Here is a 16,898-nt window from a genome sequence, read left to right on the forward strand (position 1 = left end):
GGTGCGGGTGGTTTGTGGCTGGTCGCGCAGTTCCCCGCGCCCCTTAGGGACATGCAGCTCGAGGAGTTGAGTGCTCATGCTCGATCACGTCATCAAGGGCGCGACCGTCGTGGACGGGACCGGTGCACCCGGCTTCACCGCCGACGTCGGCATCAAGGACGGCCGTATCTCCGTCGTAGGGACGGTCACCGAGGAGGCACTGTCGGTCGAGGACGCCACCGGCCTCGTCCTCACCCCGGGCTTCGTCGACCCCCACACCCACTACGACGCCCAGCTCTTCTGGGATCCGTATGCCACTCCCTCCCTCAACCACGGGGTCACCACCGTCGCCGGTGGGAACTGTGGGTTCACGCTCGCGCCGCTGAACCCGGAGCGGCCCGGGGACGCCGACTACACGCGGCGGATGATGTCCAAGGTCGAGGGCATGTCGCTGGTGGCGTTGGAGGAGGGGGCGCCCTGGAGCTGGCACGGGTTCGGGGAGTATCTCGACGCTCTGGAGGGGCGGATCGCGGTCAACGCCGGGTTCATGGTGGGGCACTGTGCGCTGCGGCGGTACGTGATGGGGCCGGAGGCGGTGGGCGGGCAGCCGACTGGGGAGCAACTCGCCTCGATGGTTGGGCTGTTGCACGAGGCCATGGACGCCGGTGCGTGGGGGTTCTCCACCACCCAGTCGACCAGCCACTCCGACGGCGACGGGCAGCCGGTCGCCTCCCGGCACGCGGGGCCGGCCGAACTCCTGGCACTGTCCCGGGCCGTCGGAGAGCACGAGGGCACCCAGATCGAGGCGATCGTCGCGGGCTGTCTCGACCAGTTCAGTGACGCCGAGATCGATCTGTTCGTGGAGATGAGCGCGGTGGCGGGGCGGCCGCTGAACTGGAACGTGCTGACCATCGACGCGGCGGTGCCCGAGCGGGTTCCCCGGCAGCTCCTCGCGAGCGAGCAGGCGCGGAAGGCGGGCGGGCGGGTCGTGGCGCTGACCATGCCGATCCTCACGCCGATGAACATGTCGCTCGGCACCTTCTGCGCCCTGAATCTGATCCCCGGGTGGGGGCCGGTTCTCGGGCTGCCCGTGCCCGAGCGGATCGAGAAGCTGCGGGATCCGGACGTCCGGGCCGAACTGCTGCGGCGGGCCCGGTCCAAGGAGGCGGGCGTCTTCCGGCGGCTGTCGAACTTCGGGCGGTACGTCATCGGGGACACCTACAGCGAAGCGAACGCCGGGCTGACCGGCCGGGTGGTCGAGGACATCGCCGAGGAACGCGGCCAGGAGCCGTTCGCATGCCTGGTGGAGATCTGTGCCGAGGACGGGCTGCGGACCGTGCTGTGGCCGATGCCCACCGACAACGACCCGGCGTCCTGGGCGCTGCGGGCGGAGACCTGGCAGCACGAGGACGTGCTGCTCGGCGGGTCCGACGCGGGGGCGCATCTGGACCGGATGTGCGGGGCGCCGTACACGACCCGGTTCCTCGGGGACTGTCTGCGGGGACGGAAGCTGGCCGGTCTGGAGCGGGCCGTGAAGATGCTGACCGACGACCCGGCCCGGCTCTTCGGCCTGCGGGAGCGGGGGCAGGTCCGGGAGGGCTGGCACGCTGATCTCGTCCTGTTCGACCCGGAGCGGATCGACGCGGGCCCGGCCACCCTGGTGCACGACCTGCCGGGTGACAGTCCGCGGCTGGACTCCAAGGCGCTGGGAGTGCGGGCCGTGTGGGTCAACGGGGTCGAGGCGATCCGGGACGACGTGGTGACCGGGGCGGTGCCGGGCCGGGTGCTGCGCTCGGGGCGGGACACGGAGACGGTGAGCACCAGGTGAACCAGGTGGACCAGGCGACGGCACGGCAGGCGTTGTTCGTCGGCGGTTCCTGGGTGGAGCCCGACGGCGGGCACTACGCGGTGCTCGACCCGGCGACCGAGGAGACCGTCGGGTGGGCGCCGGAGGCCTCGCGGGACCAGGTGCACGCTGCCTGTGCCGCGGCCCGCGAGGCGTTCGGGCCGTGGTCGCGAACGCCGCCGGAGGAGCGGGCCGCGGTGCTCGGGCGGGCGGCAGGGCTCATCGCCGGCCGGTTGAAGGAGTACGCGGAACTCGCCCAGGCCGAGACCGGCGCGACCACCGGCACCGCGCGCGGCATGCAGGTCGGCGTCGCCGCCGCCCGCTTCCGGCGCTACGCACGCGTGGAACCCGCCGAGTGGGCGATCCCGCCGCAGATCAACGAGGCCGGGACAATGGGGAAGGCAGGTGTCATGGGCGCGCTGGCCGTCCGTCAGCCCGTCGGGGTCGTCACCTGCATCACCTCGTACAACAACCCCTGGGCCAACCCGGCCGGCAAGATCGCCCCCGCTCTGGCCATGGGCAACACGGTCGTGGTGAAACCCGCGCCGCAGGACCCGCTGTCGGTCTACCGCATGGCGGAGGCGCTGGAGGCGGCGGGTGTGCCACGGGGTGTGGTGAACGTGGTGTCCGGCCGGTCCCCAGGGGTCGGCGAGGCGGCCGTGGACTCGCCGGACGTCGACATGGTCAGCTTCACCGGCTCCACGGCGGTCGGGCAGCGCATCGCCGAGGTGTGCGGTCGGGGCATGAAACGGCAGTTGATGGAGCTGGGCGGGAAGGGCGCGGCGGTCGTCTTCGACGACGCGGACGTCGGCTCGGCCGTGGCCGGGATCGGGACCACCTTCTCCTTCTACAGCGGACAGATCTGCACGGCCCCGACCCGGGTGCTGGCGCAGCGGGGGATCTACGGCCGGCTGGTGGAGCAACTGGCCGCCTACGCGGGGCGGTTGAAGATCGGGGATCCGCGGGAGCCGGGCACGGTGGTCGGGCCGGTGATCTCGGCGGCGCACCGGGACCGGGTGGAGTCGTACGTCGAACTGGGCCGGAGGGAAGGGGCGGTGGTGGTGACGGGCGGCGAACGCCCGGACCTGCCGAGCGGCTTCTACGTCGCCCCGACGCTCCTCGCCGACTGCGCGAACGACCTGCGCGTGGCCCGGGAGGAGATCTTCGGGCCGGTGGTGGCCGTCATCCCCTTCGAGGACGAGGAGGAGGGCGTCGCCCTCGCCAACGACACCGACTACGGGCTCATCGACTACGTCTGGTCGGGCGACGTCGCCCGGGCCTTCCGGGTGGCGCGGCGGCTGCGGGCCGGCGGGGTGGGCGTGAACACCGTGGGCCGCAACATGGAGGCGCCCTTCGGCGGCTTCAAGCAGAGCGGCGTCGGCAGGGACGTCGGCTCGTACGCGCTGCACGCCTACAGCGAGGTACAGGCGATCGTGTGGCCGGGCTGACGCCTCTCAGGTGTCCAGGTCCACCCGCACCGTCAGCAGGTTCGTGCCGAACGCCCGCACCCCCAGCCCGTTGAGCCTGGGCAGCTGCCGCAGCCGGGCCACGGGGTCGTCGTCCGGCACGAGATGGGCCGTGCCCGTGTGCCACCGCCCGCGGACCCGCACCCGCACCCGCGGATCGGCCTTGATGTTGCGCACGTACTGCGACCGCTCGCCGAACTCCGACACCAGCCAGAAGGCATCGCCGACGCGGCGGCCCCCCACCGGTGTCCGGCGGGGCAGCCCGGAGACGCGGCCCCTGGTCTCCAGGACCGTCTGGAGGGGCAGGCGGCGCAGGACCGGGTTGATGCGGCGCTGGAAGGACGTGGCGGCGCGGAACCGCAGGTCGGTGAGGCGGGACATCGTCGGCGGTCTCCTTCGGCACGAAGCTCTCACGGTTTCTGCAACGGCTCCTGCTTCAATGATCCCTGACGCGCGGGACGAAGGCAGGTGGCTGCGGATGCGGATCGTGACCTGGAACCTGTGGTGGCGCTTCGGGCCGTGGCAGACGCGGCAGAAGGCCATCCTCACGGCCCTGAGAGAGCTGCGGCCCGATGTCGTCGGCCTCCAGGAGGTGTGGGCCGCGGACGGTGAGAACCTCGCCGAGTGGCTGGCAGGAGAGCTCGGCCTGCACTGCGCCTGGGCCCCCTCGCCCGCTCCGGAACGCTGGCGGCGGCGGATCGGGGACGCCACCGTCGACATCGGCAACGCCGTGCTCAGCAGGTGGCCGGTCGTGGACCGGGACGTGCTGCCGCTGCCCGCCCCGGCGGAGACCGACGACGGCCGGCTCGCCCTCTACGCCCGTCTGGCGGCCCCCGGCCACGACGTCCCCTTCTTCACGGCCCACTTCACCTCCGCCCCGCACGGCTCGGCGGTCCGCTGCGGGCAAGCAGCCGCGCTCGCCGGGTTCGTCGCCCGGCACCGCGGCGACACCCCCTTCCCGCCCGTCGTCACCGGCGATCTCAACGCCCCGCCCGACTCCGACGAGGTACGCCTCCTCGGTGGCTGCAGGACCGCGCCGGCCGTGCCCGGCCAGGTCCTGCTCGACGCCTGGGAGTACGCCGGCCCGGACGCCCCCGCCGCCACCTGGGACACCGCCAACCCGTACGTTGCGGCGACCCACGAGCCGAGCGCCCGCATCGACTACGTCCACGTGGGCCCGCCCGGCCCCGGCGGACTCGGCCACGTCCGGGACGTACGGCGGGCCTGCGCCGGCCCGGTGGACGGGGTCTGGCCCTCCGACCACGCGGCGGTCGTGGCGGACCTGGCGGACCAGGCGGACCAGGAGGGGGCCTGACCTCCGCGGGTCAGTCGGCCACGCGCCCCAGGAAGATCGGGTTCGTGACCGCCGCCGGCGCGCCGGGCAGCGGCCCCGCCGCCGCCTCGTGCCGCAACTCGGCCCGCACGTACGCCGCGTACGACGGTGTCGTCCGCCACTCGACGACGCCCGAGCCGGACACCGGCAGTGGGTCGCTGGTGTGGAGCACGCCCTGGTCGGTGACGAACCGGACCGTGCAGCGCGGGGCGCCCTTGACCTCCAGGCGGACGGTGACCGGCGTGTCGCGGTCGACCCGCAGCCGGCCGCCGATGCCCGCGTGGTCGCCGCGCCCGCCGGACGCCTGGAACGACAGCTCGACCCGGGCGGACTCGGCGACGTAGGAGCGTCCGGCCTTGATGCCTTCCTGGATGGCCTCCCGGGTCAGGTCGTCGGCCAGGACGACGGTCTGGGGGCTGCCGACGGCGTCCGGGTCGCGGTGGGCGTCGCTGCTGCCCATCGCCGGGAGCCAGCCGCGGCCGTCCCGTACGGACGCCACCAGCATGCTGTCCCAGTCGGCGAGGGCGACCTCGTCGTCGGGCGTGTAGGGGCCGTTCCACACCTCGACGGCGTCCGCCTCGCCGAAGCCGAACTTCCAGTTGCAGCCGACGCAGGTGGCGTGCGGGTGGGCCGGTACGACCAGGCCGCCGGCGCGGTGGATCTGGCGGGCGAAGCGGCCGAAGCGGTTGTCGCGGGCCCGGTAGCGCCAGTCGACGAAGGTGCCCGGGTCGGTGCCGAGCGCGACGACGTGACCGTTGCGGGTGGTGATCTCCTCGCCCAGCATGACCAGCAGGTCGTCCCCGGCCACATCCGCCCAGTGGGCGTGCGCCGAGTGCGTGTTGTGCTCGGAGGAGTTGATGAAGTCCAGGCCCGCCGCCCGCGCCAGGGCGCCGATCTCGGCGGGGGTGCGGCGGCCGTCGGAGTGCCAGGAGTGCAGGTGGCAGTCGCCCCGGTACCAGGCCCGCCCGCGGCCCTTGGCCCGCTCCGGCGGATACACCGGCCGGGCGGACTCGCCCGGTTCCCCGTACGTCAGCGTGATCGTGATCTCGTACGCCAGCCCCTGCGGGGCGACCGTGTACGGGCCGAGCGCGATGTGCCAGGTGCCCGCGCGGACCGGGCCCGGGAGGTAGCCGGGCGTGGCGTCGTCCGCGCGGACGAAGAACTCGGTGCGCGCCCCGCCCGACCAGCCCCGGAAGCCCCGGCCGCCGAGGTCGGTGCCGCGGTCGTCGAAGATGCCGATGTCGAGGGCGTTGCCCGTGGTGCCGGCCGGGACGGACGGCCGGTCGTAGGTGTAGGCGACCTTGATCTCCCGGACCCCGGCCGGGACCTCGACGGGCACGTACACGAAGTCGGGGGAGCCGGGCGGCAGCGTGCCGCGCACCGTTCTGCTCTCCCGGCTGCCCTCTGCCGCTGAAGCGAAGCTCACGCTTCCCAACGTAAGCGCGGCGGCCGCTCCGGTCACGAACAGGGCACGCCGGCCGAGCCCGCCGTGGTTGTCCTCGCACATGCAGTTGCTCCCGATGTGTCGTCGGTGACGTGGCATGGGTGGTGCGGGGGTGGTGCGTGCAACCGTTGTATTCAGTCGTGAACCTGCGGGCAAGGGAAGGGAATTGGACGGCGGGCGGCAGGGAAACAGGCCGCGCGGGGTCAGGGGGTGAGACCCGCGTCCCGGGCCACCAGGGCCGCCTGCACCCGGTTGGTGACCTCCAACGCGGTGAGGATGCGGCTGACGTGCGCCTTGACGGTGCTCTCGCGCATGCCGAGGCGGCCGGCGATGTCGGCGTTGGTCTCGCCCTGGGCGAGCAGGGCCAGCACATCGCGTTCCCGGGGGGTGAGCCGGAGGAGCCGGGCCCGGGCGGTGGTCGCCCGCGGTCCGCCCGAGCGGTGGTAGCGGTCGATGAGGCGGCGGGCGGCGCTGGGGTGGAGCATCGCCGAGCCGGCGGCGACCAGATGGACGGCGCGCAGGATCTCGCCCGGGTCCGTGTCCTTCAGCAGGAACCCGTCGGCCCCGGCCGCGAGGGCGTCGTAGACGTACTCGTCGAGATCGAAGGTGGTCAGCGTGATCACCCTCGGGGGGTGGGGCAGGGCGCGCAGCCGGGCCGTGGCCGTGATGCCGTCCATGCGGGGCATGCGGACGTCGACGAGGGCGACGTCGACGCGGTGCGCGGTGGCCAGTTCGACGGCGTGCAGTCCGTCGGACGCCTGGGCGACGACCTCGATGCCCGGGTCGTCGTCGAGGAGGTCGGTCAGGCCCAGGCGGACCAGGGCGTCGTCGTCGGCGATCAGGGCGCGGATCACGGGGTGGTGCCGTTCTGTTCGAGAGGGGTGGGGTGGGGGATGCGGGCGGCGAGCCGCCAGCTGCCGGCCCCGCCGGGCCCGGCGTGCAGATGGCCGCCGAGGGCGGTGACGCGTTCCCGCAGGCCGACCAGTCCGAAGCCGGAGGTGACCGCGTGTGCGGACGGGCTGCCGGGCGCGTTGGTGATCTCCACGGTGGTGGCGGGCGGCCCGTAGGAGAGGTGGATGCGCACCGGGGCGCCCCCGGCGTGCTTGCGGGCGTTCGTCAGTGCCTCCTGGACGAGACGGTAGACGGCCAGCCGGTGCGCGGCGGGAGCCTGTTCGGCCCGGCCGTCGACCCGCAGCCCGGCCTGCTGCCCCGCCGCCCGCGCCTGCTCGACCAGCTCGTCCACGTCGCGCAGGACGGGGCCGGGAGCGGATTCGGCGGACTCGGAACCGGGGTCGCGCAGGGCGCCGAGGACGTCGCGGAGGTCGGCCAGGGCCTCGGTGGAGGTGGTGCGCAGCAGGGCCAGGCGTTCCACGACCGGCGCGGGCAACTGCTCCTTCCGGGTCGCGAGGACGCCCGTGTGCAGGGCGATCAGGCTCAGGCGGTGCGCCAGTACGTCGTGCATCTCCGCGGCGATCCGGGACCGTTCGGCGGCCCGGGCGGCCTCCTCGCGCAGCTCCCGTTCGACGCGCAGGTGCTCGACCTGGTCGCCCAGTGCCTTCAGCAGCCGACGGCGGTTGCCCGCCCACAGCCCGCTCACCAGGGCCAGCAGCACGAACAGGGTGGAGCCGTACTGGCGCGGGGTCCACACCGAGACCGCCGGCGGGATGAGCAGGTTGGCACCCAGCGCGACCGCGGCGCAGCCCACCGCCCACCGGACCCGCCGGTGCGCCGCAAGGTCGAACAGCGCGACGAGCAGCAGCGGCAGCAGCGGCCATCCCCACAGTCCGGTCACCGCGGTGGCGAGCCCGGCCGAGGCGTACCAGGGCACCCGGCGCACCAGCAGGGCCGCGCCGCACAGCACCGCCGCGACGGTGGCCGGTGAGAGATAGCGGCCTTGGGCGGTGGAGGCGCTGTTCAGCACGGCGAGGGCGGTCAGCAGGACGACGAGGCACCAGCGCCCGTACGTGCGTATCACCCCTCGGATGTTAGGTGGGCGGGGCATGCCCGGCGTCCGACCCAGGTCTCCCTTCGCCCCCTACTTTCGTAGGGGTGGTCCGTCGCACAACGAGGGATTTTCGGGCGTCGGCCCGTTCCTAGCGTCGAAACCATGGATTTCCGAACCATGGACTGGACGTTTCTCACCGAGGCGGTCCGTGATCCGCGTTCCACCGGCGCCGTCGCCCCCAGTGGGAGGGCCCTGTCCCGGGCGCTGACCGACCCCGTACGCGCCCTGGCGCCACGGCCGCTGACCGTCCTGGAGGCGGGTGCCGGAACCGGAGCGGTCACCCGGGCCCTGATACCCCACCTCTCGCCGGGCAGCCGCCTGGACGTGGTCGAGGCCAACCCCCGCTTCGCCGCCCGGCTGAGCGGACTCGTCGACAGGCACCCCCTCCTGGCCGGGACACCCGGTCGGGTCCGGGTGCACCGCTCGTACGTCGAGGACCTGCCCGGTGACGAGCGCTACGACGTGATCGTCTCCGGTCTGCCGCTGACCAACTTCGCCCCGGACCAGGTCGGCGCGATCATGGCCCGTTACCTGGAGCTGCTGCACCCCGGCGGCACCTTGACCTACTTCGCCTACCTGGGCACCCGGCACGCCCGCACCCTGGTGGCGTCTCGCGCGCAGGTCCGCAGGCACCGGGCGGTCGAGGAGGTCATGGCCGCCTACCAGCGCCGGTACGCGACCGGCCGCTGGTCGGTGTGGGGGAATCTGCCTCCGGCCCGGGTCTGGCAGTTGCGGCGGCCGGGCGGCGATGTGCGTCAGGGGCCGGGGGCGCTCCACAGCGCCGCCGGAACCGGCCGGTGACCGTCCCGTCCGACCTCCTCGGCGGCCTCCCGGCGACCGCCGTGTACGGGGTGCTGGCGGCGGCGGTCCTGGCCGAGTCCGTCCTGCTGGTCGGAGCCTTCGTCCCCAGCCTCGGCCTGCTGCTCGCGGCGGGCGCCCTGGCCCGCACCGGGCAGGTGAGCCTGCCGCTCGTCGTCGTCTCGGCCGCGGGCGCGGCGACGGTGGGTGACTTCCTCGCCCACCGCACCGGAGCCCTGCTCGGCGACCGTCTGCGCACGGGCGGGTTCGGCAGCCGCGTCCCGGCCGCGACCTGGCGGCGAGCGGACACCCTGATGGACCGCCACGGCGGCCGAGCCGTCTTCGTGGCCCGTTTCGTCCCGGTGCTGCGCACCCTCACCCCGCACCTCGCGGGCGCCACCCGCCTGCCCTACCACCGCGTCGCGCCCTACAGCTCCCTGGCCGCCGCCCTGTGGGCCGTCGCCGAGTCCGGAACCGGCTACGCGGCGCTCGCGGCAGCCGGATGAACACGACCGGCCGGTATGGACACCTGGAAGTCCCCCGGGTAGGGATACTCCATGCGCATCGCCGTGACGATCTTCCTCACCGACGAGACGATCACTCCGACCCGGCTCGCACGTGAGCTGGAGGACCGCGGTTTCGCCGGGCTGTTCCTGCCCGAACACACGCACATCCCGGTCGAGCGGACCACTCCGTACCCGGCGGGCGGTGAGCTGCCGCGCGAGTACGGCCGGACCCTCGACCCGTTCGTGGCGCTCGGCCAGGCCGCCGCCGTCACCGAACGGCTCGGGCTCGGCACGGGCATCACGCTCGTCGCCCAGCACGACCCGATCGTCCTGGCCAAGCAGGTCGCGACCCTGGACCACCTGTCCGGCGGAAGGTTCACGCTCGGGCTCGGCTTCGGCTGGAACGTCGAGGAGGCCGCCGACCACGGCGTGCGCTGGCGCACCCGGCGCGAGCTGGTCCGGGACCGGATGGGGGTGATGCGGGCCCTGTGGTCGGCCGAACCGGTCGCGTACGAGGGCGAGTTCGGCGGCGTCCGGGCCAGTGAGGCGTACCCCAAGCCGGTGCGGAAGGCGCGCGGGCCGGTCGTCGGTCCGCGCACACTCGTCGGCGGGGCGGCCGGGCCCAAGCTGTTCGCCCACATCGGTGAGTACGCCGACGGCTGGCTGCCCATCGGCGGACGCGGCCTGTCCGAGGCACTGCCCCTGCTGCGGACGACCTGGGCGGAGGCCGGCCGCGACCCGGACGCCCTCCAGGTCGTCCCGTACGCCGTCCACCCGACCCCGGGCAAGCTCGCCCACTACGGGGAGCTCGGCATCGAGGAGGTCGTGGTGCAGCTGCCGACGGCGGGGGAGGCGGAGGTGCTGAAGGCGCTGGACGGGTTGGCGGGATATCTGTGAAAACTCCCTCTACCGGCAGGTGAGTTCGCCGCTTGGGGAACATGTGTACACGTGCGGTCGTCCCGTCTGGCCAAGGCCACGTCCGGGTAGCACCTGGGTGGAACCGGCCGACAGAGGGGGGACCCATGATTCTGACCAGGCTCGCCGCCGTGGGGGCGGTCGTCGGGCTCGCGTTGGGCCTGAGCAGTGCACCGGCGAGCGCGGCACCGAGGACCAGCGCCTTCGAGAACCAGGCACCGGCAGGGGCGTGTCTGGACTTCCGGGCCGACTACGGCCCGTACGTCTTCGGCTGCAACGGCACCGACTACCAGAGGTGGCACTGGAACGACGAGGCCCGGGTCACCGCGCTCCGGCAGGTGGCCACGAAGCTGTGCCTCACGCTGCGGGGCGGGCAGCTGACCATGAAGCCGTGCGCCGCCGCCGACGAGGCGGCTCTGTGGTCCGTCGACACGTCGTCACCCGGAGGTGCGCTGATCCAGAACACCGTGAACCACAAGTGCCTTGCACGCGGGACGAACGACCGCGTCTCCACGGCGTCGTGCACCGGCGGACCTTCCCAGCGCTGGCTCGTCTGGGCCGCCTAGCCGCGGGCCCCGAACGATCATTAGGCTGCGGGCAACAAAAGCGGGTGGGTGGGCACCGGTGCGCGACCGACCATCGCGGCCGACAGGTGTGACCCGCCCGGGCTCGCGTCGCCCATGGGGGAGTTCATGAGAATCGCCTGGTTCGCCTGGCTCGTGCGGCACTTCAATGAGTACGGCTACAGCCAGGGGCTGCTGCGCGCCGGGGTCGGCACGCTGGCCGTGGTCGTGACCGCCGCGCTGGTCTGGTTCGCGCTGCACCGCAACCGGCCGGCCGCCGTGGCCGCCGCCGGACTCACCTTCGCCCTGGGCACGGGATGGCTGGCCTTCCACTGACGGGGCTTCCCCGGCTCTGATCAGCGCACTCGTATGCTCGAAGGATGACGACTTCCGCGACCTCCGGAACCGGCCCCACCGAGAACTCCATGCGTCGCGCCCTGAAACGGGCCAGGGACGGCGTCACGCTCGACGTCGCCGAGGCGGCGGTGCTGCTCCAGGCCCGGGGCGAGCACCTGGAGGACCTGTCGGCCTCGGCCGCCCGGGTGCGGGACGCCGGGCTCGAGGCGGCCGGCCGGCCCGGCGTCATCACGTACTCGAAGAGCGTCTTCATCCCGCTGACCCGGCTGTGCCGGGACAAGTGCCACTACTGCACGTTCGTCACCGTCCCCGGCAAACTGCGCCGCGACGGCCACGGGATGTTCATGTCCCCCGACGAGGTCCTGGACATCGCCCGCAAGGGCGCGGCCCTCGGCTGCAAGGAAGCGCTCATCACGCTCGGCGACAAGCCCGAGGACCGCTGGCCGGAGGCGCGCGAGTGGCTCGACGCACACGGCTACGACGACACCCTCGCCTACGTCCGCGCCATCTCCATCCGCATCCTGGAGGAGACGGGCCTGCTGCCCCACCTCAACCCCGGCGTCATGAGCTGGACCGACTTCCAGCGCCTGAAGCCGGTGGCGCCCAGCATGGGCATGATGCTGGAGACGACCGCGACCCGCCTCTGGTCCGAGCCGGGCGGCCCGCACCACGGCTCCCCCGACAAGGAGCCCGCCGTCCGCCTGCGCGTCCTGGAGGACGCGGGCCGCTCCTCCGTCCCCTTCACCTCGGGCGTCCTGATAGGAATCGGTGAGACCTACGAGGAGCGCGCCGAGTCGCTGTTCGCGCTGCGGAAGGTGACCCGGGCCTACCACGGCGTCCAGGAGCTGATCATCCAGAACTTCCGCGCCAAGCCGGACACGGCGATGCGCGGCATGCCGGACGCCGAACTGGACGAACTGGTCGCCACGGTGGCCGTCGCCCGCCTCCTCATGGGCCCCTCGGGCTGCATCCAGGCCCCGCCCAACCTCGTCGACGACGAGTACGAGCGGCTGATCCGGGCCGGCATCGACGACTGGGGCGGGGTCTCCCCGCTGACCATCGACCACGTCAACCCCGAGCGCCCCTGGCCGCAGATCGAGCAGCTCGCCGAGAAGTCCCGGGCGGCCGGGTTCGAGCTGCGGGAGCGGCTGTGCGTGTACCCGGAGTTCGTGCGGCGCGGCGAGCCCTGGCTGGACCCGCGGCTGCGTCCGCACGTGGCCGCGCTGGCCGACCCGGAGACCGGCCTGGCCCGCCCCGACGCCCTTCCGCAGGGCCTGCCGTGGCAGGAGCCGGAGGAGGTCTTCACGGCGTCCGGCCGCACCGACCTGCACAGCTCCATCGACACCGAGGGCCGCACCTCGGACCGCCGGGACGACTTCGACGAGGTGTACGGCGACTGGGGCGCCCTGCGCGAGGCCGCCGCCCCGGGCATGGCTCCCGAGCGCATCGACACCGACGTACGGCAGGCGCTGCGCACGGCGGCCGACGACCCGACGCGGCTCACCGACGACGAGGCGCTGGCGCTGCTGCACGCGGACGGCCCGGCCCTGGACGCCCTCGCGCGGGTCGCCGACGACGTACGGAAGTCGGCCGTCGGTGACGACGTCACCTACATCGTCACCCGCAACATCAACTTCACCAACGTCTGCTACACCGGCTGCCGCTTCTGCGCCTTCGCCCAGCGCCGCACGGACGCCGACGCCTACACCCTCTCCCTCGACCAGGTCGCCGACCGGGCGCAGCAGGCCTGGGACGTGGGCGCGGTGGAGGTCTGCATGCAGGGCGGCATCCACCCGGACCTGCCCGGCACGGCGTACTTCGACATCGCGCGGGCGGTGAAGGAACGCGTGCCCGGCATGCACGTCCACGCCTTCTCCCCGATGGAGGTGGTCAACGGCGCGACCCGCACCGGCATGTCGATCCGCGAGTGGCTGACCGCCGCCAAGGAGGCCGGGCTGGACACCATCCCGGGAACGGCCGCCGAGATCCTCGATGACGAGGTCCGCTGGATCCTGACCAAGGGCAAGCTGCCCGCGGCGGACTGGATCGAGGTCGTGACGACGGCCCACGAGCTGGGCATCCGGTCGTCCTCGACGATGATGTACGGGCACGTCGACCAGCCCCGGCACTGGCTGGGCCACCTGCGCACCCTGGCCGGAATCCAGCAGCGCACCGGCGGTTTCACCGAGTTCGTGACGCTGCCGTTCGTGCACACCAACGCGCCGGTGTACCTGGCGGGGATCGCCCGCCCTGGCCCGACCATGCGGGACAACCGCGCGGTCACGGCCATGGCCCGGCTGCTGCTGCACCCGCACATCCCCAACATCCAGACCAGCTGGGTGAAGCTGGGCACCGAGGGCGCGGCCGAGATGCTCCGCTCCGGCGCGAACGACCTCGGCGGGACACTCATGGAGGAGACGATCTCCCGGATGGCGGGCTCGTCGTACGGCTCGTACAAGTCGGTCAAGGACCTCATCGCAGTGGCGGACGCGGCCGGACGCCCGGCCAAGCCGCGCAACACGCTCTACGGGGAGGTCCCGGAGGAACGACAGCAGGCGGCCCGGGCCTCGGACGGCCACCTCCCGGAACTGCTGCCGGTGCTCGACTGACAGCAGCCCTATGGGCCCCCGGCGTCCGCCGGCTGATGTGCTGTCACGGCACGGTCGGTCGTGGCGCCGGGGCTCTTCGGTGGCGGGGGAGCGATGCCCCGGCCCGTCCACAGCAGGACCAGCCCCAGCGAGCAGGCGATCGCCGGCCAGTAGACGTAGCGGAAGTCCGTCGCGGGCATGATCGGCAGATAGCCGAGGATGTAGGCCGCCGAGCTGATGCCCAGCGCCCGGACCGGCATGGCGAACATGCTCCGGCCCGGGCGGACGGCCAGTACCAGGGCGACGGCGAGCCAGAACCACCCGCGGAACAGCCACCGCAGGTCCGTCGCCATGCCGTTGACGTAGCTGCCGAGCATGTCCTCCAGTCGCGGGTGCGCCACCTCGATGCCCAGGTCGTTTTGGGTGATCCCCGCCTTGTAGGCGTAGTCGGTCTCGAACAGCAGCGTCGCGAAGAGCCGCAGCCGGTACTGGAGGTAGCCCGGCACGTGCCCGCTCATCTCCCGCAGCCACAGGGACGTGATCTCGCCCGAGTCCCCGCGCAGCCCGTCCGCGGGGCGCTGGTAGCAGGCCCAGTAGGCGTCCGACAGGGCCCCGACCCGGTCGCACTCGCGCGCCGAGGCCACGAGCCGGTCCCGGAGGCCGGGTGGCACGTCCGCCGACCGCAGCTCGTTCACCGTCAGCACGTGGACCAGGTCGTCGAGCATGATCTGCGCACCCTGTTTCGTCCCGAGGGGCCGCGCGAACAGGGAGATGGCGATGGCCGGTACGACGACCGCGGCCACGAGTGCCGCCGTGCACGTCACCCACGTACGGCGCCCGGGAGCCCGCCACAGCGCCAGGACGAGCATGACGAAGAGGGGGATCGCGGCGAAGTAGGCGTTCTTGCGCACCAGCATGGCGTAGGCGAGGAACAGCACGCCCAGCGCGAGCAGGCCCCACCGCACGGCGGGACGCGGGTCTCCGCCCCGCAGCCGCAGCCCGAGGAACGCGACGGCGCACGCGGCGAGCAGCGCGAACGCGGTGTGGACGTCCTTCCACACCACCCCGGCGAAGTTCAGCACGAAGGGCGCCAGCCCGATCCCGAGCACGGCGAGCGAACCGCCGCGGCTCCCGGTCAGCTCCCAGACGCACCAGGCCAGCACCCAGAGCGCCCCCCAGAGGACCACCGCCTGGAGCACGGCCATGGACGCGAAGGTGCCGGTCACGGCGATGAGCGCCCGCCACACCAGGCTCAGCACCGGCGGATGCCAGTCCGTCAGGCGCGTTCTGCCCTCGGCCTGCCGGAGCTGTTCGAGGCTGTCGGGACTCAGGTAACCGGGGGCGAAGACGAGGATCGTGCCCAGGCAGCAGACGGCGGCGACGGCGGCCAGGGCCCACACCCAGCGCCGCACCCGCGCCACCCATCCCATTTGTCCCATAAGTCGGATGCTAACGGTTCAGGGTGCGACGAAGACGTAGCGCCGGTAGGCGTAGAAGCGGAACAGGGTCGCGAGCACCCAGCCGAGGATGCGGGCGGTGTTGTCGCTGAGCGCCGAGTCGAGCCCGAGCAGGTGCCGGGAGGCGAAGACCGTCCCCGCGGTGATGGCGAGCCCCACCCCGTTCGCCACGAGGAACAGGGCGAGTTCGCGGGCCATCTTCTCGCGGTGCTGCCGGCGGTAGGTCCAGTAGCGGTTCCCGGCCCAGCTGAAGAGCGCCGCGGCACTGGTCGCGAGGACCGACGCCTGCACGGGGGAGGCGCTCATCGGCCCGCCTCCCGCGCCGCCGGGCAGGCCGAAGACGAGCAGGTTGTAGCCGCCGTTGTCCACGACGAAGGCCAGCGCCCCCACGACTGAGAACTTGGCGGCCTCGCGCCAGATGCCCTTGACGGCATCACGCGCACGCAGCGTCACAGATGCGAGGACCGGCACACGGCGAGAGTAACGACCCGGCGCGCCCTCGCGGCTCAGCCACGCTCATATCGCACTATTTCCTATCGTATGAGTAATCGTCCGAGACCCGAGAAGGGAGCGGCCGTGGAACCGACGATCGCGTGTGTCGTGCCGTGCCACAACGAGGAAGCGGCCGTCGGCAAGGTGGTGCGCGACCTGCGGATCGCGCTCCCCGAGGCGGTCGTCTACGTGTACGACAACGCCTCCACCGACCGCACGGTGGAGGTCGCCCGCGAGGCGGGCGCGATCGTCCGGGAGGAGCTCCGCAAGGGCAAGGGCAACGTCATCCGCCGCGCCTTCGCCGACGTCGACGCCGACGCGCTGCTCATCATCGACGGCGACGACACCTACGACGCCTCCCGGGCCCGGGAACTGGTCGACCTGCTCTTCGAGGGCCCGTACGACCAGGTCGTCGGCGCCCGCCGGGTCACGGACGACGGCGCCTACCGGACCGGGCACGCGGTGGGCAACAAGCTGCTCACGGGGGCGGTGCGCTCCCTCTTCGGCAACGACGTGACCGACATGCTCAGCGGCTACCGCGTCTTCTCGCGGCGCTTCGTCAAGTCCTTCCCGGCCCTGGCGCGCGAGTTCGAGACCGAGACGGAGATGACGATCCACGCCCTGCACCTCCGCCTCCCCACGGCGGAGGTACCGATGGACTACCGGGTGCGGCCGGCCGGCGGCGAGAGCAAGCTGCGCACCTACCGGGACGGCTGGCGCATCCTGCGGGTCATCCTCGACCTGGCGAGACGCGAGCGCCCCTCCCTCGTCCACACCGTGATCGCCGGGGTCCTGGCCCTCGTCTCGGTCATCCTCGGCATCCCCGTCATCGCCGACTTCGTCCGCACCGGCACCGTGCCCCGCGTCCCCACGGCGATCCTCGCCGCCGCGATCATGACGATCGCGGCACTGGTCCTGCTCGTGGGCTACATCCTCGAGTCGCTCACGCACATGCGGCAGGAACAGATCCGCCTCGTGCACCTCGCCTACCCGGCCCCTGTCTGCTCCCCGCGCTACGCCGCCCGCGGAGCGGGCACCGGCCCGGTGCCGGTCCGCAAGACCGCCGCCGAAGGCACCTGAGCCGCCAGGGGAGGGGCGGGCGCGCAGTACGATGATCGGAACCCCGGTGTGTGCGGGGTCCCGTGACTG

Annotated in this window: 16 protein-coding genes; 10 read left to right on the forward strand and 6 right to left on the reverse strand. The window is 72.9% G+C overall.

What is annotated here, in order from left to right:
• Nucleotides 1–76 precede the first annotated feature (76 nt).
• Nucleotides 77–1,807: a D-aminoacylase gene (locus ABZ016_RS20910; protein WP_356918130.1), complete on the forward strand. Its 1,731-nt coding sequence runs from the start codon at nt 77–79 to the stop codon at nt 1,805–1,807.
• The gene (locus ABZ016_RS20915) at nt 1,804–3,273 is read left to right on the forward strand and encodes an aldehyde dehydrogenase family protein (protein ID WP_356918131.1); all 1,470 of its coding nucleotides are present in this window, start codon (nt 1,804–1,806) and stop codon (nt 3,271–3,273) included. Before ABZ016_RS20910 ends, ABZ016_RS20915 begins: the two co-directional genes overlap by 4 nt.
• A 6-nt stretch (nt 3,274–3,279) precedes the next feature.
• Here ABZ016_RS20915 and ABZ016_RS20920 read toward each other — a convergent pair whose 3' ends face one another.
• Entirely contained in the window at nt 3,280–3,672 is a 393-nt protein-coding gene (locus tag ABZ016_RS20920) for a nitroreductase/quinone reductase family protein (RefSeq protein ID WP_356918132.1), read from the reverse strand.
• A gap of 97 nt (nt 3,673–3,769) precedes the next feature.
• Between ABZ016_RS20920 and ABZ016_RS20925 the strand changes: the two genes are divergently transcribed.
• Nucleotides 3,770–4,606, forward strand: a complete 837-nt coding sequence (locus ABZ016_RS20925; RefSeq protein ID WP_356918133.1) for an endonuclease/exonuclease/phosphatase family protein — start codon at nt 3,770–3,772, stop codon at nt 4,604–4,606.
• A 10-nt stretch (nt 4,607–4,616) separates the two neighbouring features.
• Here the strand turns inward: ABZ016_RS20925 and ABZ016_RS20930 are convergent, their stop codons facing one another.
• The 3 genes from ABZ016_RS20930 to ABZ016_RS20940 all read right to left on the reverse strand — a co-directional run bounded on the left by ABZ016_RS20930 (nt 4,617) and on the right by ABZ016_RS20940 (nt 8,043).
• A complete protein-coding gene (locus ABZ016_RS20930; RefSeq protein WP_356918134.1) occupies nt 4,617–6,131 on the reverse strand; it encodes a CehA/McbA family metallohydrolase in 1,515 nt (504 codons plus the stop codon).
• Nucleotides 6,132–6,271: 140 nt separating this feature from the next.
• Nucleotides 6,272–6,922: a response regulator transcription factor gene (locus ABZ016_RS20935; protein ID WP_356918135.1), complete on the reverse strand. Its 651-nt coding sequence runs from the start codon at nt 6,920–6,922 to the stop codon at nt 6,272–6,274.
• Complete coding sequence (locus ABZ016_RS20940) at nt 6,919–8,043, reverse strand: histidine kinase (protein ID WP_356918136.1); 1,125 nt, start codon at nt 8,041–8,043, stop codon at nt 6,919–6,921. The genes ABZ016_RS20935 and ABZ016_RS20940 overlap by 4 nt, the downstream gene beginning before the upstream one ends.
• A 132-nt stretch (nt 8,044–8,175) precedes the next feature.
• Here ABZ016_RS20940 and ABZ016_RS20945 point away from each other — a divergent pair, with 132 nt between their 5' ends.
• The 6 genes from ABZ016_RS20945 (at nt 8,176) to ABZ016_RS20970 (ending at nt 13,821) form a co-directional block, all read left to right on the forward strand.
• A complete protein-coding gene (locus ABZ016_RS20945; protein WP_356918137.1) occupies nt 8,176–8,874 on the forward strand; it encodes a methyltransferase domain-containing protein in 699 nt (232 codons plus the stop codon).
• Complete coding sequence (locus tag ABZ016_RS20950; RefSeq protein ID WP_356918138.1) at nt 8,871–9,377, forward strand: DedA family protein; 507 nt, start codon at nt 8,871–8,873, stop codon at nt 9,375–9,377. The genes ABZ016_RS20945 and ABZ016_RS20950 overlap by 4 nt, the downstream gene beginning before the upstream one ends.
• A gap of 51 nt (nt 9,378–9,428) precedes the next feature.
• A complete protein-coding gene (locus ABZ016_RS20955; protein ID WP_356918139.1) occupies nt 9,429–10,274 on the forward strand; it encodes an LLM class F420-dependent oxidoreductase in 846 nt (281 codons plus the stop codon).
• 125 nt (nt 10,275–10,399) lie between these two features.
• The gene (locus ABZ016_RS20960) at nt 10,400–10,858 is read left to right on the forward strand and encodes an RICIN domain-containing protein (RefSeq protein WP_356918140.1); all 459 of its coding nucleotides are present in this window, start codon (nt 10,400–10,402) and stop codon (nt 10,856–10,858) included.
• A 126-nt stretch (nt 10,859–10,984) separates the two neighbouring features.
• Entirely contained in the window at nt 10,985–11,191 is a 207-nt protein-coding gene (locus tag ABZ016_RS20965) for a hypothetical protein (protein WP_356918141.1), read from the forward strand.
• A 44-nt stretch (nt 11,192–11,235) separates the two neighbouring features.
• Entirely contained in the window at nt 11,236–13,821 is a 2,586-nt protein-coding gene (locus ABZ016_RS20970) for a bifunctional FO biosynthesis protein CofGH (protein ID WP_356918142.1), read from the forward strand.
• Between the two features lie 8 nt (nt 13,822–13,829).
• Here the strand turns inward: ABZ016_RS20970 and ABZ016_RS20975 are convergent, their stop codons facing one another.
• Together ABZ016_RS20975 and ABZ016_RS20980 are read right to left on the reverse strand one after the other, a co-directional pair.
• On the reverse strand, nt 13,830–15,239 hold the full coding sequence (locus ABZ016_RS20975; RefSeq protein ID WP_356918144.1) for a hypothetical protein: 1,410 nt from the start codon (nt 15,237–15,239) through the stop codon (nt 13,830–13,832).
• Between the two features lie 18 nt (nt 15,240–15,257).
• Nucleotides 15,258–15,728: a GtrA family protein gene (locus ABZ016_RS20980; protein WP_356918146.1), complete on the reverse strand. Its 471-nt coding sequence runs from the start codon at nt 15,726–15,728 to the stop codon at nt 15,258–15,260.
• Nucleotides 15,729–15,833: 105 nt separating this feature from the next.
• Here ABZ016_RS20980 and ABZ016_RS20985 point away from each other — a divergent pair, with 105 nt between their 5' ends.
• Complete coding sequence (locus tag ABZ016_RS20985; protein ID WP_356918147.1) at nt 15,834–16,829, forward strand: glycosyltransferase family 2 protein; 996 nt, start codon at nt 15,834–15,836, stop codon at nt 16,827–16,829.
• Nucleotides 16,830–16,898 lie beyond the last annotated feature (69 nt).

This window comes from Streptomyces sp. NPDC006372 (assembly GCF_040612515.1).
Taxonomy (GTDB): domain Bacteria; phylum Actinomycetota; class Actinomycetes; order Streptomycetales; family Streptomycetaceae; genus Streptomyces.

Bases quoted from the DNA above. Each gene is read 5' to 3' on its own strand.
- ABZ016_RS20910 (WP_356918130.1), top strand. From the start codon at position 77: ATGCTCGATCACGTCATCAAGGGCGCGACCGTCGTGGACGGGACCGGT.
- ABZ016_RS20920 (WP_356918132.1), bottom strand. From the start codon at position 3,672: ATGTCCCGCCTCACCGACCTGCGGTTCCGCGCCGCCACGTCCTTCCAG.
- ABZ016_RS20925 (WP_356918133.1), top strand. From the start codon at position 3,770: ATGCGGATCGTGACCTGGAACCTGTGGTGGCGCTTCGGGCCGTGGCAG.
- ABZ016_RS20930 (WP_356918134.1), bottom strand. From the start codon at position 6,131: ATGTGCGAGGACAACCACGGCGGGCTCGGCCGGCGTGCCCTGTTCGTG.
- ABZ016_RS20945 (WP_356918137.1), top strand. From the start codon at position 8,176: ATGGATTTCCGAACCATGGACTGGACGTTTCTCACCGAGGCGGTCCGT.
- ABZ016_RS20955 (WP_356918139.1), top strand. From the start codon at position 9,429: ATGCGCATCGCCGTGACGATCTTCCTCACCGACGAGACGATCACTCCG.
- ABZ016_RS20960 (WP_356918140.1), top strand. From the start codon at position 10,400: ATGATTCTGACCAGGCTCGCCGCCGTGGGGGCGGTCGTCGGGCTCGCG.
- ABZ016_RS20965 (WP_356918141.1), top strand. From the start codon at position 10,985: ATGAGAATCGCCTGGTTCGCCTGGCTCGTGCGGCACTTCAATGAGTAC.
- ABZ016_RS20970 (WP_356918142.1), top strand. From the start codon at position 11,236: ATGACGACTTCCGCGACCTCCGGAACCGGCCCCACCGAGAACTCCATG.
- ABZ016_RS20975 (WP_356918144.1), bottom strand. From the start codon at position 15,239: ATGGGACAAATGGGATGGGTGGCGCGGGTGCGGCGCTGGGTGTGGGCC.